The 16,324-nt window shown below is 36.2% G+C and carries 21 protein-coding genes; 14 read left to right on the top strand and 7 right to left on the bottom strand.

Translation table 11 applies throughout. The features are described from left to right. The first annotated feature begins 135 nt into the window (after nucleotides 1–135). From ACFX5D_RS14005 to ACFX5D_RS13945, 13 genes are all read left to right on the top strand, one after another. Nucleotides 136–2,124 (top strand): phage tail tape measure protein, encoded by a 1,989-nt coding sequence (locus ACFX5D_RS14005; RefSeq protein ID WP_379858828.1) that lies wholly within the window; start codon nucleotides 136–138, stop codon nucleotides 2,122–2,124. Next, a complete protein-coding gene (locus ACFX5D_RS14000) occupies nucleotides 2,124–2,786 on the top strand; it encodes a DUF6046 domain-containing protein (RefSeq protein WP_379858827.1) in 663 nt (220 codons plus the stop codon). Before ACFX5D_RS14005 ends, ACFX5D_RS14000 begins: the two co-directional genes overlap by 1 nt. Next, the gene (locus tag ACFX5D_RS13995) at nucleotides 2,787–3,758 is read left to right on the top strand and encodes a hypothetical protein (protein ID WP_379858826.1); all 972 of its coding nucleotides are present in this window, start codon (nucleotides 2,787–2,789) and stop codon (nucleotides 3,756–3,758) included. It begins immediately after the preceding gene. Next, nucleotides 3,759–4,265, top strand: coding sequence for a hypothetical protein (locus ACFX5D_RS13990; protein WP_379858825.1), 507 nt, complete (start codon nucleotides 3,759–3,761; stop codon nucleotides 4,263–4,265). Nucleotides 4,266–4,267: 2 nt separating this feature from the next. Continuing rightward, the gene (locus tag ACFX5D_RS13985; protein ID WP_379858824.1) at nucleotides 4,268–4,606 is read left to right on the top strand and encodes a hypothetical protein; all 339 of its coding nucleotides are present in this window, start codon (nucleotides 4,268–4,270) and stop codon (nucleotides 4,604–4,606) included. Further along, nucleotides 4,599–4,889, top strand: coding sequence for a hypothetical protein (locus ACFX5D_RS13980; protein WP_379858823.1), 291 nt, complete (start codon nucleotides 4,599–4,601; stop codon nucleotides 4,887–4,889). The genes ACFX5D_RS13985 and ACFX5D_RS13980 overlap by 8 nt, the downstream gene beginning before the upstream one ends. After that, nucleotides 4,889–5,752, top strand: coding sequence for a nucleotidyltransferase (locus ACFX5D_RS13975; RefSeq protein WP_379858822.1), 864 nt, complete (start codon nucleotides 4,889–4,891; stop codon nucleotides 5,750–5,752). The genes ACFX5D_RS13980 and ACFX5D_RS13975 overlap by 1 nt, the downstream gene beginning before the upstream one ends. Beyond that, entirely contained in the window at nucleotides 5,742–6,206 is a 465-nt protein-coding gene (locus ACFX5D_RS13970) for a hypothetical protein (RefSeq protein WP_379858821.1), read from the top strand. The genes ACFX5D_RS13975 and ACFX5D_RS13970 overlap by 11 nt, the downstream gene beginning before the upstream one ends. Next, the gene (locus tag ACFX5D_RS13965) at nucleotides 6,203–7,012 is read left to right on the top strand and encodes a hypothetical protein (RefSeq protein ID WP_379858820.1); all 810 of its coding nucleotides are present in this window, start codon (nucleotides 6,203–6,205) and stop codon (nucleotides 7,010–7,012) included. The genes ACFX5D_RS13970 and ACFX5D_RS13965 overlap by 4 nt, the downstream gene beginning before the upstream one ends. A 2-nt stretch (nucleotides 7,013–7,014) precedes the next feature. After that, complete coding sequence (locus ACFX5D_RS13960) at nucleotides 7,015–8,784, top strand: hypothetical protein (protein WP_379858819.1); 1,770 nt, start codon at nucleotides 7,015–7,017, stop codon at nucleotides 8,782–8,784. Nucleotides 8,785–8,794: 10 nt separating this feature from the next. Beyond that, entirely contained in the window at nucleotides 8,795–9,433 is a 639-nt protein-coding gene (locus tag ACFX5D_RS13955; RefSeq protein WP_379858818.1) for a hypothetical protein, read from the top strand. Nucleotides 9,434–9,510: 77 nt separating this feature from the next. Next, nucleotides 9,511–9,894 (top strand): hypothetical protein, encoded by a 384-nt coding sequence (locus ACFX5D_RS13950; protein WP_379858817.1) that lies wholly within the window; start codon nucleotides 9,511–9,513, stop codon nucleotides 9,892–9,894. A gap of 185 nt (nucleotides 9,895–10,079) precedes the next feature. Beyond that, nucleotides 10,080–10,718 carry a thymidylate synthase gene (locus ACFX5D_RS13945; protein ID WP_379858816.1) on the top strand — a complete coding sequence of 213 codons (639 nt, stop codon included), beginning with the start codon at nucleotides 10,080–10,082 and terminating at the stop codon, nucleotides 10,716–10,718. 460 nt (nucleotides 10,719–11,178) lie between these two features. Here ACFX5D_RS13945 and ACFX5D_RS13940 read toward each other — a convergent pair whose 3' ends face one another. Next, nucleotides 11,179–12,057 carry a DUF808 domain-containing protein gene (locus ACFX5D_RS13940; protein WP_379858815.1) on the bottom strand — a complete coding sequence of 293 codons (879 nt, stop codon included), beginning with the start codon at nucleotides 12,055–12,057 and terminating at the stop codon, nucleotides 11,179–11,181. Nucleotides 12,058–12,258: 201 nt separating this feature from the next. Between ACFX5D_RS13940 and ACFX5D_RS13935 the strand changes: the two genes are divergently transcribed. Then, nucleotides 12,259–12,726, top strand: coding sequence for an OsmC family protein (locus ACFX5D_RS13935; protein WP_379858814.1), 468 nt, complete (start codon nucleotides 12,259–12,261; stop codon nucleotides 12,724–12,726). 35 nt (nucleotides 12,727–12,761) lie between these two features. Here the strand turns inward: ACFX5D_RS13935 and ACFX5D_RS13930 are convergent, their stop codons facing one another. The 6 genes from ACFX5D_RS13930 to ACFX5D_RS13905 form a co-directional block, all read right to left on the bottom strand. Further along, on the bottom strand, nucleotides 12,762–13,409 hold the full coding sequence (locus ACFX5D_RS13930) for an HAD family hydrolase (protein ID WP_379858813.1): 648 nt from the start codon (nucleotides 13,407–13,409) through the stop codon (nucleotides 12,762–12,764). 178 nt (nucleotides 13,410–13,587) lie between these two features. Next, a complete protein-coding gene (locus ACFX5D_RS13925) occupies nucleotides 13,588–13,881 on the bottom strand; it encodes a type II toxin-antitoxin system RelE/ParE family toxin (protein ID WP_379858812.1) in 294 nt (97 codons plus the stop codon). Beyond that, a complete protein-coding gene (locus ACFX5D_RS13920) occupies nucleotides 13,881–14,126 on the bottom strand; it encodes a hypothetical protein (protein WP_379858811.1) in 246 nt (81 codons plus the stop codon). The genes ACFX5D_RS13925 and ACFX5D_RS13920 overlap by 1 nt, the downstream gene beginning before the upstream one ends. A gap of 245 nt (nucleotides 14,127–14,371) precedes the next feature. Next, complete coding sequence (locus ACFX5D_RS13915; RefSeq protein WP_379858810.1) at nucleotides 14,372–14,971, bottom strand: nitroreductase family protein; 600 nt, start codon at nucleotides 14,969–14,971, stop codon at nucleotides 14,372–14,374. 156 nt (nucleotides 14,972–15,127) lie between these two features. Continuing rightward, a complete protein-coding gene (gene tnpA, locus ACFX5D_RS13910) occupies nucleotides 15,128–15,589 on the bottom strand; it encodes an IS200/IS605 family transposase (protein WP_379858809.1) in 462 nt (153 codons plus the stop codon). A gap of 31 nt (nucleotides 15,590–15,620) precedes the next feature. Beyond that, nucleotides 15,621–15,824, bottom strand: a complete 204-nt coding sequence (locus ACFX5D_RS13905) for a hypothetical protein (protein ID WP_379858808.1) — start codon at nucleotides 15,822–15,824, stop codon at nucleotides 15,621–15,623. Between the last annotated feature and the right edge of the window lie 500 nt (nucleotides 15,825–16,324).

Below are 16,324 nucleotides of genomic sequence, written 5' to 3'. Positions count from 1 at the left end.
AACGACTGGTTTCGCATCACAAATGCCCAATTGCGCTATTATTTTCATATAGCCAATCCTGATGACTTATCAGATGAAGAGTGGGGACAGCGATACAAAGAACTTGAATTCCTAAGAAAAAAAGAAAACACTTAAATGAGCAATACCTTATCCTATATCATACAGATTAATGACAACTTTGATAAGGTAAATTCCTCATTTAATAAGTTTCAGGGTAACGTATATACAGGTATAGATAAAGTTCAAAAACAATTAAATGGCTTGCGATTAAATAATTTAATCCAAAACATTAGTTCAGCAGCCGATGGTTTAACCTCATTAAATGAACCAGGTTTAAAACTAAGTTCTAACCTTGCCGACTTATCGGCTATAACCGGAGCTACTGGAGATAAACTAAAAGAGATTGAAGGCTATGCCCGCCAAAACGCAAAAACTTTTGGAGGTTCTGCTGCAGAAGGTGTAGAAGCGTATAAATTGATTCTTTCACAGCTTACTCCTGAAATCGCAAAACAACCCAAAGCATTAGAAGCAATGGGTAATTCAGTTTCTACATTGTCAAAAACAATGGGAGGTGATACAGTTGCAGCAACTGAGGTTCTGACAACTGCCATGAATCAATATCAGGTTTCATTAGTTGATCCTTTGAAAGCTTCAAAAGACATGTCCTCTATGATGAATATCATGGCGGCCTCTGCTAAAGAAGGTTCTGCGGAATTACCACAAATAAAATCAGCATTAGAGCAATCCGGTTTAGCAGCGAAAACGGCAAATGTAAGTTTTGCGGAAACTAATGCCGCTATTCAGGTGCTTGATAAGAATGGTAAAAAAGGAGCTGAAGGCGGTGTTGCTTTACGTAACGTATTGGCCACACTTTCAGAGGGTCGGTTTTTACCGAAAGATGTTAAAAAAGAATTGACATCTGCGGGAATTGATATTAATGCGCTTGGTGATCGCACTAAGACTTTAAAGGAACGATTAGAGCCTTTAAAGAAAATAATGAACGATCAAGCACTTGTTACCAAATTATTTGGAAAAGAAAATAATGCAGCTGCAATCGCTCTTATTTCTGGCACAACTGAAATGGGACGTTTGACCGGAGCAGTACAAAATACTAAAACGGCTTACGAGCAAGCGGCAACAATAATGGAGTCTCCATTAGAAAAAAACAAAAGACTACAGGCTCAGGTTGAAGATTTCAAAATAACTCTTTTTAACTCTACATCGGGTTGGTTGGGTTATGCAAATGTAGCGGGTAATACCGCCAGAGATTTTGGAAATCTAATGCCAATATTTAGCGGAGCCGGAACGGTTTTTAAAACGTTAACCAGCGCAACTAAAATGCAAGCTCTTTGGACGGGAATTGTTTCCGGTGCAACTAGTCTATGGACTGGCGTTCAAGCCGCATTTAATGTTGTTATGGCTATGAATCCAGTTATATGGGTTGTATTAGGTGTTTTAGCTTTGGCGGCAGCAATAACTTGGGTAGTTTCTAAAACAGAAGGATGGGGTAATGCATGGAAGCATACAGTGACCGGTGCAAAGTTATTGTTTACAGCTTATGTTGACACGATAAAAGCTCAGTTTAATACCGTAGTTAACGGTTTTATGATAGGAATAAACAAGATTCAAATTGCATGGTATAAATTTAAAAATGTAGTTGGTTTAGGAGATAAATCAGCTAATAATTCAGAAATAGCCAAGCTTAATGCAGAGGTTGAAGCTCGTAAACAATCAATAAGTGCCGGATATAAAAAAGCCGGTGCAAGTGCCTCAGGTGCTGCAATGGAGTTTAAGGCCGCTTATGATTCGGTAAAATGGAAAAAAGAAGCTAAAAAAGGAGTAAAAGACGGCATCGCTGATCCCGCCATTGCCGGAACTGATTTTGGTCAGGGTGGCGCAAGTGGTTCTGGAGCCGGTGGAGGTTCTGCCAGTGCAAAAAAATCAAATGAAGCCGTTGCGACCGGAGGAACGAAACATACCTATATCACGATAAACTTAAAAGAATTAATAGGCATTAAAACAGAAAGTATCAGCGGTGGAAAAGATGCCAGTAATAAGGCAGGAAGCGAAGTGGCTGATGAATTATTGAGAGTTTTAGCCATGGCAACAACAGCAACCGGATAATGGATTTAACAAATAAAGATATAATTTTTGCGAGTTTAATGGGTAGCAATTCAGTTGCTACTTATCAACGTACCCAATTGGTTCAAGATGAATTAAGCAAACACGTTTTGCCTAAAATTCCTTTTTTACCATTGCATAATGAGGAACAAATTGATTACACAGCTGTAAATCCTAGTTTTAGATTGAACCAGGCGGATGCTCCAACACCTGAAGAACAACAGTTTTTTCCTTTGTCTTTTAGTTTTACTGAAGGCGGTCAAAAATGGTTATTCCCCTATGAGCCGATGATTAATATTGGTTCTGGTAATAACATTGTTAAACGGAATGTTGCTAAACAGGGTGATAAACTGATTGGAACGATCAAAGAGCGATGGAGTAGAAAAGATTTTGAATTTTCAGTTACTGGTGTTTTGATAGGTAGCTTACTGAAAGGATCCGTTGCAGACTGTTTTCCTAAAAAGCAAATGGAATCCCTATTTGAATTTTTGAAATACAATAAAGAATTCTATATCTATTGTGCTCCTTTGGAAATAATGGGTGTTACAAAAGTGGTTGTGGATGATTACAGTTTTCCTTTTACAAAAGGAGAAAATGTACAGGCTTATGATTTAAAATTATGTAGTGACTTCTCCTATAACCTGTTGATAAAAGAAGAATTCTAGATGTATAATATTATTTGGGATATAAAATTTAAAACAGCGGGTGTCACTTACAGCCTACAAACGGTTGCTAGTATTGATGTTGACTGCTCGGTTGATAATCTTGCAGATACAGCAACGATTACATTGCCTGAGGCGGTTATGAATCAGGTTTTGAATATTGGCAATGAAGTAAAAAGAGGTTCTGAAGTAATTATTAAATCAGGATATGATTACAAGCTCGAAACGGAGTTTGTAGGTTTTGTCCAGGATATCGTTACAAATGATAGTTCGTTGAAAATTCTATGTGAAGATGCTTTGTTTCTGTTTAGAAAAGGCGTGAAAAATGTAGAGTTAAAACCAACATCATTAGCTAAAATTGCTCAAACATTAATCGACCAAATTGACCCAACATTTAAGTTAGTATGCGATTATGACATTGCTTATGAAAAGTTTGTCATCCATCAAGCAACGGGCTACGATGTTTTGAAAAAACTAGCTGAAGAAACGAAAGCTAATATTTATTTCAATACAAATAAAAAAGAGCTTCACGTCCATGCTCCTTATTTAGAAAAAGGTGGTGAAGTAATTTATTCGATGCAAGTAAATATTGAAAAAAGTTCATTAGAGTACAAAAAAGCTATCGATAGAAAAGTTGAAGTAACGGTTGAAAGTACTAACGTAAAAGGTAAAGTTGAAAGCTTCACAGCTGGAACAACTGGAGGTGAAAAGATAACGTTAAAGGTGGGTTCTGTTAGTGCAAAGGATTTATCAACAATAGCCAATGCCGAATTATTGCGCCATAGTGCTGATATGTACGAGGGAAGTATTGACACGTGGTTAGTTCCATTTGTGCAACCCACTTACTCAGCAAAAATTAAAGATGAGGATTACCCTGAAAAGGACGGTAAATATTACGTAACCGGGGTAACAACTGCAATTAATGAAAGTGGTGCAAAACGCACTGTAAAATTAGGAGTAAAACTAAGTGTATAAATGGATACAGCTGCAGAAATAAAGAGGGCATTAATTAAAGCTTTGGGAGTAAATCCAAACTTACCTATAACCGCCACAGTACTTTCAGTTGAAAATGACACTTGTACTGTAAAATTATTGAGTGAGTTGGTTCTATCTGATGTGAGACTTAAAGCCACAATTTCTGACGACTCTGACGGCTTTTTGATTATTCCAAAAGTGAATAGCGAAGTTATATTAATGAGTCAAACGGGAGAGCTTTCGGGTTTGATGGTTATTAAGGTTGATAGTGTCGAGAATATACAATATAAAAAAGGAGTTTTTGAATTTGAAGTTGATGGCACACTTGGAAAAGTAACCTTAAAAAAAGGATCTGCCAATTTTGGGACTTTAATAAATAGTCTGATTGATACGATAAGTTCCGCTCAAATTATTACCTCTAGTGGTCCAGGAACAATTAACCCGATTACACAAGGTCAATTAGCACAAATAAAAACAGCCTTTAATACTATTTTAAATAGTGATTAAACATGAAAGATAGAGCAATTCAATTAACTGATGGAAACGGTGGGATTCAAAGCATTGACTTGAAAATAGAAGTTGTGCGTGATGCTAATGGATTAATAACGCAAGGAATAGTTGTGGGTAATACTATGAATCAAAATCAGGCTTTGATATTAGTTGCTAATCCGGGTGAGTTTCATTTTTCGCCAACCATAGGAGTGGCTATAGATGAATTGATTTTGGATGATGACTATTTGCGATTTAGACACCGAATTCGAGAACATTTTACAAAAGATGGCTTAGTAATTAAGTCACTGCAATTGTCAGAAGGGAAACCATTATTAATAGATGCTGTTTATGAATAAAAAAATAGTTATAGGCGGTCAATCATTTTTGGATAAAGTGCTTGAATGTACAGGAGATGTTAATAATGCTTTTGAAATGGCATTATTAAACGGATTGTCAATTACTGAAGATGTAGTAATCGGTGTTAATTTAAAATTATCGGAAGTTAATAAGCCAAATACGGCTTCTTTTTTTAATGAATTTAATAAGCCTGCAACTGCATTGACTCAAGAACAATTGACAGAGATTGAGAATAAAGGAATAGGACACATGAGAATAGGAACAACTTTTATAGTAGGATAATGGCAAGAGCAACAACAGTTATAAAACAAGAAATTACGTCCTCTTTTATGAGTAATGCTATTATTCAGGATGCTTACGGATTTACAGATGGAGCGTTGTTTGAAAGTGAGTTTTCAAAAGTTTCTATAGAAAACATATTATTTGATATTGTTTCCTTTTCTCTTTTTATAATCGAAAACCTTTTCGACACCCATAAAAAAGAAGTGGACGACATCATTGAGGCAAAAATGCCACACCGCCCATCGTGGTACCGAACTAAGGCGAAATCGTTCCAATATGGCTTTGCTTTGATAACGGACACCGATAACTATGACAATACCGGTTATACGGATGATCAGGTTTTGAACTCCAAAATTATAAAGTATGCGGCGGTAACGCCAAGTGCGGGACAAATCTTGATTAAGATTGCCACTGAAGCTGCGGGAGTTTTGGCACCCATTACGCCCGAGCAAAAAGCCTCATTTGATGCTTACATTCTTGAAATTGCGGATTGTGGTGTCAAGTATATTGTTGTCAATCATTTGCCTGATATTTTATTGTTGAATCTGCAAATATTTAGAGACCCGTTGGTTTTGGACTCTACCGGAATGAGTATTTTAAACGGGAATTATCCTGTACAGGATGCCATCAATGAATATATGAAGGAATTGCCATTTAATGGCGAATTGGTTCTTGCACATTTCATTGATAAGCTTCAAAAAGCAGAAGGGGTCGTAATACCGCACATTATAAATGCAGAATCGCAGGCCATTGATATTAATACGAATGAGTATCTGGACGCTGAACCGATAAATGTAAAAACCGTTCCGGTGAGTGGCTATTTTACAATTCCAAACTTTGACAATGTGAGTTATGTGGTATAAGGTAGATTTTGACCGACTGGTTCTTTTACTGCTGCCTACTTTTTTGCGAAAGCCGGTATTGTTTGGCTATGTCCGGGCATTGATTACTCCTATTGCCAGTTTGCATTATAAGTGGTCACGCATGAGGGATGATAACTTGGTAAAGCTATCGTACAACAGCCAAAGGTGTTATTTGCGGAAAGCATTGAATGATAAGTATGACCCTGATTTAAGACGAATCACTATTGATGGCACGCTTGACACGACTCAAGATTATATCTACACACCTGCTGAGAATCTCGATGTGTATTTAGGCATCATGTATCTGGAGCAAGATTTTAATTATAGTAATTCTATTGTTGACTTTCTTGTCAATGTACCGGGACAACTATTGAATGATAAAATAAACGAAATAACGGCAACGATCAACTTCTATAAGTTGGCAGGCAAAAGCTATAAACTATTGGCGATATGAATACAATAAATTTTAATCAGGTTGGCGGGTTTCCACTCTCTACTACTATTTTGGCAAAGCTTCAAACGGCTTTTAGCCTCTTTAATGCTTTGGGCAATATTGTTGGAGAATTGACCATAATTTCAGGATGTGACGTTGCAGGAACCAATGTAGGCAACGGTGTTGTTTATATCAATGGTGAAGTGTTAGAGTTTCGAGGCGGTTTAGCCCAAACCAAAGTTATCATTAAAGAAGATGCCGAAAGTTTACTTTTTGAAAACGGAAACTCTTATCCGGTTGTCAAAACCCGCTATGCCACTTTTGGAACCGGAGTGGGTGCGATAAACTGGGTAGATTTTAAACGTGGGTACCAAACCAAGAACCTGTTAGGAGCTCTCGCATTAAAAGCCGATGATTCCATTGTTACGGCTATTGCCGATGCGGTGGCTTTGATGCTTGAAAAGTTAAACACGATTGAACAAGGTGCGGAGAAAAACGTACAGCCTAACTGGAGCCAAGCAGATGATACTAAAGATGATTTTATTAAAAATAAGCCATCAACCATAAGTTGTCTCGCGAAAGGAACTTTTAATATTGGCGATGCAATAACGGCTGATTCGATTAGAACGGTAACGTTTGCCGATGTAGGAACTAACAATTATATGGTTGTTGGGTGCATGGTATCTGCCGGAAGCAATTTTGATGCAGACAATGACGTAATATGGATGGTGCGTGAAAAAGGAAATACCTCCTTTAAATTAACCCTGAGAGAAGTTTCCGGAGTAGTACAAAATTTAACTTTCGAATACATGTTAATTCCTCTATAATAATGGCAGATAAAAACACACTTAAAAACTGGTTTAAAACTGGTTTAAAACCGACACAGGCGCAATTCTGGGCTTTGTTTGATTCTTATTTTCATAAGGATGAAAAGATACCGATTACCGCTATAGATGATATTGAAAATATTCTAGCTGACAAAGCGGATGCTGAAGTGTTAGCCCATCACTTGACCGATGAAACGGCTCACGCTGATTTGTTTTTAGGCAAAGAAGATAAAAGCAAAAGAGGTTCCGCACTTGGGTATGCTCCTTTGAATGAGTTTTCGAAACTTGCCAGTGAGTATTTAAACATTGTTAATGATTTAGTTACCGGAGGTGCAACGGCTTTGGCAAGTGCTGAAACGGTTAAAACGCTGAAAACTCAAATCAATTCCATCAATACGATATTGACCTCTAATGATGTTAACCTGGACAACGTTCAGGAACTTGTTGATGCTATAAAAACCGTGCAAACTTCGCTAAGTACCATCTTGGTTAATGACTTGACCACGGGCGGAACCACGAAAGCGTTGACGGCCGAAATGGGTAAGATCTTGAAAGGTTTGATTGATTCTTTGACAACTGTTGTAGGGAACAAAGTAGATAAAGTTGCAGGCGAACGCCTAATAAATGCCGCTGAAATTACCAAGCTTGCGGGATTAGGAAGTATTGCAACAACGGTTAAACCAATTCTCTCAACGGCATTAGCTAGCCAAAATGTGGCGGGTATGGTAACTTACATCAATGCGCTTACACCGGTTCTTGTGGTTGGAGGAAGTGAAATTGTAAAATATACAACCACCGATACGGGCAGGGTTTTTCAATTGAATTTAAGAGGTCGAAGTTTTGGAGTTGGACAACCGGCTATTGTTGCCGCCGACGTTTTGGAAGTTACTGAGTTCTTGAATAAAGACCTAAAACTAAGTAACTACCCAAACACAAGAAATGATGGGCAGTTGCCAACTAATAAAGTTCTAAGCACTGATGCAAACGGAAACTTGAAAATGTACACCATCGCAACGGCACCGGCTCCGTATTTGGAAATTTTGATTCCTGACTCTACAATGCCAAGTACGACCACAAATTTCACGTTAAAAGGAGCATTTTTTACACCGGCCATGACCGTTGCTATTGCAGGACAAACTGTAAACTACATCACTTTCAAAAGCGACAATTTAGTTTTGGTAAACGTAACCACAGGGGCAACTGAAGGAAGTTATGCGGTCACTCTAAATAATGGCATCGAAGCTATTTTTAATAACGCTTTATTGATCGTTTTAGGGACAGTTTACAAGCCTGAAATTACTGATTGGATCAATATCACACAGCCTATTGATTTCGCAAGTGGTTCTGTACTTACTAAAAATTACGGATCACTTGGCTATGCACAATGGAATAAAATATTAGACCGTACAAAGAATTTTGAAATAAGATATAAACCTGTTATTAGCCCTTTGGGTGCAAATTCAAGTAACGCCATGACTCTGCAAATTATGAGGGCAGGAGATAACAAAAGAATGTTTTATAACAAATCAGCAGGGCCTTACAATGACCTTTATGTTGACGATGTATATATTATTTCGGCATTTGATTTTAACCAAACTCAATTTCAAGAAGTAAAATGGAGGTATGCAGGAGGTGTTTGGACAATGTACTATAACGGTGTTTTAAAACACACCCATAGCGGGGCATTTAATAGTCTTACATCCGACGTTTATTTGATTTTCGGTGTACAGGGTAAAAATATGATTGATATAAAATACATTGAATTAGTCTAAAAATAAAATTATGAGCGCACAAATAGTATTAGATCATTTCTTAGAAAAGTTCCAAACGCTTGGTAATACTTTGACAGATCTAAATTTTGATAACCTTTCTTTTTTTACCACAAAAGAGAAAATTATCGACATGAAAGGTCAATGGGTTTCAAAATCCTATTATGCTGAAAAAGACAAAGAAGCCATCAGGATAACGTATGATAAATTATACGGGATTCACACACATAACGGTGTTGCATGGCCAAACACATTTATAGGCGTTGGTAAATCCATTCATTACTTGGACTGGGCGGGTGAAATCGCTTACACCAAAAATAAGCAACCAGAGTATTTTGATTTACAGCCAGTGTTTGTGGGTGATGGTACCGAGACGGTTGTTGGTTTTTCAAGCCAAAAACAAAGGCAAATACTGAAAACAGAGCGATACAATGCAGACGATTATTTGCAAGCTAAAAACCCAAATTTGTATGCGCTGCTTTACGCCAGATACACACAGCACTATGATTATTACCTAAAAACGGGAAAGAAAACCAATTTAGTAACTGCCATAAATGGAGAAACTGATCCTGATATTAATGCAGTTTTTAATAATCTTGTTTTCGGCACTGATATCACGGTAAGAGAATTAATCTTAATGAATTTACAGTAATGCTAGGCTCAAAATCTACTTACTTTTTACAACATCCGGACACGCTTAAAAAGTGTAGAATAGAGCTTGTGCTCTATATGAAGTCACAGCGATATGATGTTGTAAAGCGGGAGGTTTATTTGAGAGCGTTTGATTATTTCTGTCAAAATCCAAGTGATTACGACGGTGCAACATTTGTAAAAGATTTGTGCCATATACCCGGACTGGATATCAACGCAATGCTTCACGATTATCATTGTGTCGTTTACAACATCGCAGCGGATTATTACACTAAATGGAAAGGAGATTGGCTGTACGCTAAAGAAATGGAGCGAACCGGAAGAGGTCAATTGTCTTGGGTAAACTTCTTTTTGTTGAAATTAATTGGCACGCTGCATGTGATGTATGCGAATTATAAACGGGGTAACATCACCGGCCAACAAATGATAAATTTTGAAAAAGATTATCGGATTTTAATGTAGTTCTCAGGAGGATGGGACGTAAAAAATAGTCCTCCAACAAATAAAAAAACTTCTCACGGTAATTTATATTTAGCACAAAGCCAGCGTTGGAGGACATAAGTCTTCTAGTGCTGGCTTTGTTATATTTTATAAATTCCGTGAGAGGTGCAAATATAATCAATCATCAATCAAAAATCGAATTAAAAATGAACAAGTATCATGGAATGCTTAGTAAAATCCTTGCTAAAGGTAAGCTACAACAAAACAAAAAAGGTTCAATTACTTATCTTTTAAATCAATCACTAGAATTCAAACCTTTGGACCTCTTGATTTTGTTTGAGAGCCACGCAGTTGCAAAAAAGAAGTTAAGAGACGAATTGGGTTTATTTATGGCAGGAGAGCGCTCCACGGAAGCCTACAGGGATATAGGTGTTACTTGGTGGGATTATTGCGGCCCTATTTTAGTAAATAGTTATCCAACGTACTTTGAGCAATTGCCAAAGCTATTGGAGAAAATCAATAAAGAGAAGCGCACGTCAAAGAATTATGTTTTGTTTCTAGGGTCTAACAACACTGAAAGCAATCAACAGCCGTGTTTGAGTTTAATACAGTTCCAGATAGAAAATGGTAAGCTTGTGGTGAGTGCGTATCAACGTAGTTCTGATGCTAATCTAGGTTTGCCGTCAGACATCTATCACTTATATTTGATAAGTAAACAGATTGACATACCACTCAAGAGTATTAATTTGTTTCTGGGCAATGTTCATGTTTATGAGAATAACCTAGACAATACAAAGGCTTTGCTGGATGGTAATGATGCTAAGTTTAATCTGAATGTGGCATAGTAATGATAAAAGCCCCAAATGAGGCTTTTTAAATGGTGTTTAATCAATGTTTAAATGGGTGATTAGTAATTGTGGGGACATGTTCAATTGTATACTTTTCGCTCGGTAAATTGGTATTTTTCGTTGTGCCGATTATAAAATATATTAAAATTTTCTTACAAATTAGTATTCAACTTTTTTATTTCAATATGATTTATAACAGAATCTAACTTTAATAAAGCACTGTTTTCGAAAACTTTATTCTGGAAAAAACGCGCTGTCAAATAGCCCCGATGGGAGCAAGTATCCTTTTTATAATGTAACCCGTTAGGGTTGCGTTTATAAAAAGATACTGCGGACAGCGGGACAACTCGTCTTGAAAAATTAGAATAGTTCTGCTCCTAAAAAGGCATAAAAAAAACATTAGCCTTTCGACTGATGTTCTCCTAGTTTTTGAATTATATATACGGCTAAAATGTATTCAATTGCTGCTTACTTTGCCAATGATCTTTTTGAACAGGGTTACAATTCCCAAAACAATTCCCCCGATTAGAAGTCCGATTATAAATTCGGTTGCGATGGCCGGTAATTGCGGTAATGCATGATGTAAGAAATCGATATTGTGTACAAATATGCCACCTGCCACTAAAATCAAGGCGATAGTACCTATTACGGATAAACTTTTGATGACCTTTGGCAGTGCTTGTACCAGAACAGTACCGATTGTTTTTGTAAAACTTTTTTCTTTGGAACTCAGTTGAATCAGTTTTAAACCTGCTTCATCCATTCGGACAATTAAGGCTACAATGCCGTAAACACCAACTGTTGCGATTATTGCAATGATAGAAACAACAAGTATTTGTGATGAAATAGGCTTTCCAATTACGGTACCCAGTGCAATAATTACGATTTCTACTGATAAAATAAAATCGGTTACGATGGCTGATTTTATTTTTCCCTTTTCGAAAGCTAATATTTGTTCTTCGGTCATCGGTTCCATTAAAATTTCGTGCTTTGCATTCTCGTGTGGAAAGAAGTACTCGTATATTTTTTCGGCACCTTCGTAGGCTAAATAAAGTCCGCCTAGCACTAAGATTATGATAACAGCCACAGGTAAAAAAGCACTCAACAGAAAGGCGATGGGTAAAATGATTACTTTATTAAGGAAAGAACCTTTTGCAATTGCCCACAATACAGGAAGTTCTCTTGATGAAATAAATCCGGAAGCTTTTTCGGCATTTACGGCCAAGTCATCGCCTAAAATACCTGCCGTTTTTTTGGCTGCAATTTTACTCATTACTGCAACATCATCCATGATTGCTGCGATATCATCTAATAGTGCGAAAAAACCTGATGCCATTTTAATTGTTTTTTAAACTGCGTTGATTTTGGTATTGCTTTACCCAAATTTAATTTACGCGTTTTGATTGTTTATTGATGCGAAGCTAAAACTTTTTTTATTTACTCTATTTATAAAACAGGTGAATTTTTAGTTAATATTAAACTAAAACCTTTCGGTATTAGCAGTACTGTTTATATTTACTTTTGAAATAAAAAAATTATGGGATTCAAACATGTATTTATAGCCAAATTAGATTGGCTTTTTTCTAAAAACGAAGCGGCGACGTATACTAAAAGTCATACCATAACGATTGACGGTAAGGCTGTTTTAAACGTTTCGGCGGCTAAAGCATTCAAAGGAGATCCTGCTTTGTACAATCCTGAAGATTTGTTATTGAGCAGTGTGGTTTCCTGTCACATGATGTCGTATTTATATGTTTGTAAGCAAAATGGCATCGATGTGGTGTCTTATACAGACGAAGCGGAGGCAACTCTGGAGATCTTGGCCGACGGTAGCGGACGTTTTATTGAAATTAAACTAAATCCTAAAGTGCGTATCAGCAACAAAGAAAAAATAGCGGAGGCACTTAGCTTGCATAAAAAAGCAAACCAACTCTGTTTTATAGCCAATTCGTGTAATTTTCAAATTGTACACTTTCCAACTTGTGAAATTGCAGCTACAAATTAAATGGGTTGTGCCTATTTACTTTTTTTGGAGAATAATTATAAAATAGCAATTAAATCAGCTGGTTGGTTTAATACATATTTTGCGCCATTCGAAATCAATTCTTCTTCTGGTCTATAGCCCCATGAAACCCCTACGGCACACATATTGGCATTCGTTGCCGTTTGCATATCAATGCCGGAATCCCCTATGAAAATGATTTCTTCGGCTTTTAATCCAAAGTGTTTACTTATTTCCACTGTTTTAAATGGATTCGGTTTTTTTAGTGATTCTGTCGTCAAACCTAGTATTGGATTAAAATAATCAGGAAATAGGGCTGCTGTAATTTCCTTTGTCAGGTCATCTGCTTTATTCGAGAATACGCTTAGTTTTATATTGCGTGATTTTAATTCGTCTAATAATTCGAAAATCCCTTCATAGGCTTTTGTTTTACGCGTACAATTATCACGATATACTGCAACCATCAAATGGTAACACTGATCAATTTGTGTTTCCTCATTATGTGTTGCCGGCAAGGCTTTAGTGACCAAATTTCTGAGGCCGCTGCCAATGAAATATTGATAAGCATCATAACTGTGAGTAGGGAAGTTGAGGCTTTGAAGGACACTGTTCATCGCATCTGCAATGTCTTCCAGAGAATTCACCAGTGTTCCGTCTAAATCAAAAATAATTCCTTTAAATTTCATTTTATATTTTTATAGGAATCGAAAAATTCAGCATTTCGATTCTTGTTTGAAGATCCTGCCCAAAGATAGGATATTGTTTTAGTCTCTTGTTCTATTACAAATTTATAGCCTAAGTTCGATTAATAATTTTAATCCATAGATGTTATTTCATAAAAAAAGAGTCTCTTTCAACTCTTTTTTATTCTAACTGTTTATTTGGATTTTGTTTAGTGCAAAACATCCTTGCTATAAATACAACTCCTTTTTCTTCCTCTTTGTAGAGCAATTTATAATCTCTTACAATGATTCTTCTATACTCAGGTTCTATTTTGTCTTTCTGATATTGTTCTATATAACGAAGTTCTCTTGTTACTTTTAGAATCTCATCTTTTACATTCGTTGCTCCTTGTGCTGATTTTTCATTATAATAATCGAAGATGGTTTTTAATTGTGTTTTGGCTGTTTTTGTCCAGATAATTTTTAATTTATCCATTACCAATTCTCAGATTCTTTTTCTAAATCTTCCTGCGTACTATATTCTCCTCGTTTTATTTCTGCTTTTGCTTCTGCTAATTCCGATTTATACATCGCTCGGGTTATTGGTTCCCCGTCAACTGTAAAAGCTACTATTTCCTCTTCTTGATAGCTTTCTATAACCGCTTTAACGACCTTCAGAAGACGTTCATCTGCAGTATTTATAGATTCTAAAATGCTATCTCTTAACTCTAAAGCTCCCATGATTACATTGTTTTTAGTCTCTCAAAGGTAGTTATTTGGTTTGTATATTTTTTTGTTTTTTAGGCGAAATAAACTCGAACTACTTTGAGGTAGTTTTAAACCGTAATTCTCGGATTTTTTTTAAATATAAAAAGTTCGAAGCATAAGAATTTTAAATTTTCCAACTGTCCGAAGTATGGAGACTTCGAACAGTTGGGGAATTATTTTTTATCTTAGAATATACATATGGTTTAATCCGTTTTTGTTTAAATAGTTTCAATTACACTCTCTTGTAATCTTCTGGATTTTGGTGTTATTTCAATTCGGTTAAAATCATCTTCCGAACCGTAACCTACGGCCATTGCAAAGAGTGCTATGTAAGCTGTCATATTAAGAATGTCCCTGTATTTATCCGATTCAATACCTTCCATTGCTGTCGAATCCAAACCTAATGCAACACTAGCCGTCAAACCAACTCCCAAGGCGATGTACACTTGTTTAGACAACCATATTTTCAAATCGGCTTCTGGCATACTTGCTTTCATTTGATTGTACCAATCCCTTCTGGCCTGCGGTAATTCGGTGTCTACCACTTTTTGAAAAGCATCCAAATCATCGGCTACACTAAATACAACTAATAGTTGCGCTTGATTTATTTTTTCTTCATTATGCATGGAAACAGAAGCTAATTTTGCTTTAATTTCTGGATTTTGAACAAATGTAAATTTCCAAGGTTGAATATTTATTGAGGAAGGAGTGAGGCGTAAAACCTCTTTCAAATCTTCAATTTTTTCTTGTGGTATTGCTTTGTCAGCATTGTACTTCTTTGCTGTATATCTTTTTTTTATTAATTCTAAAATATTCATGACTCTATTTTTTAAATGGTTGGAATAGGATTAAGTATAGCTGCAAAGTTAAGGTAATAATAGGGTTATGTAATTTGATTGAGTTGGTAGTGAACTTGCATTTTGCAATGGTACGAAGTCTTGAGAATTCGTACATGAGACTTCGCCTAGCCTGAGTTATGTAAGATGTTCAAAAATATACCTTTCATCAAACGGCACTTCAAACTTATCTAAAAATACTAAATATTCCTCTTTGAAGGATTGTTTCTTATGATGCGCTTCCTGATTGGCAATGTATTTATAAACAGTATCAACTTGGGAACGACTATACGAAAAAACACCATAACCTTCCTGCCATTCAAATCTTGATTTTGTCAGTTGGTGGTCATTGATATATTTGGATGATTTTGCTTTAACGGTTTTCATCAATTCTGAAATAGAAACCACTGGCTTCAATCCAAAGAAACAATGCACGTGGTCTTCAGCGCCATTAACAATAATGGTTTTGCACCCAGTTTCATTAATCAAATTACCAATTACTCCCATTAATATAGATTTCCATTCCTTACTAATAACGGCTTCTCGATACTTTACTGCAAAAACTGCTTGAATGTAAACTTGATGATAGGTATTTGCCATTTTATATTTTTAGCTGAATCTTTATTCGTTTTTATTTTAATACCAACGGATTAAAATCCGTTGCTACAATATGAGCCGTTCCTATGGAACTTTTGCATGTGTTTTGTTTTGTTTTTAACATCAACGAATTAAAATCCGTTGCTACAATATGAGCCGTTCCTATGGAGCTTTTGGATGCGTTTTGTTCTGTTTTTAATACCAACGGATTAAAATCCCTTGCTACAATAGGTACCATTCCTATGGAACTTCTTCATACGTCTCAGAGCCATCGGCTCGACTCATTTTGTAAGGCTGGACTTTAGTCCAGTTGACATAAAGAAACTCCAGCATCATAAAGAGCCATCGGCTCGGCCCATATCAGTACTCCTCCAAAATTACCCTTTTTATAGTTTTGCTAAGATATAAATAATATACTACAAATTATTACGTAACCGTTTATTTGGAAAGGGTTAATAAAAGATCTAAATAGTTACCAAAGTAGTTTGCTTATCAAAATTTTATTCTGGAAAAAGGTTGTTGTCACTTAGCCCCGATGGAAGCAAGTATCCTTTTTTATAAACGCTTTTAACCTTTTCAGAGTTTTGAAATGCGATAGGGTTGCGTTTAAAAAAAGATACTGCGGACAGCGGGACAGCACGTCTTGAAAAATTAGAAATGTTCTGCTCCTAAAAAAAGACATAAAAAAAACACCAGCTTTCGACTGATGTTTTCTATCAGCTTCACCAAAGTTTTGAA

Origin of the sequence: Flavobacterium fructosi (assembly GCF_042787335.1) — a bacterium.
Taxonomy (GTDB): Bacteria; Bacteroidota; Bacteroidia; order Flavobacteriales; family Flavobacteriaceae; genus Flavobacterium; species Flavobacterium fructosi.
This window is presented reverse-complemented; position numbering and strand designations above follow the sequence as displayed.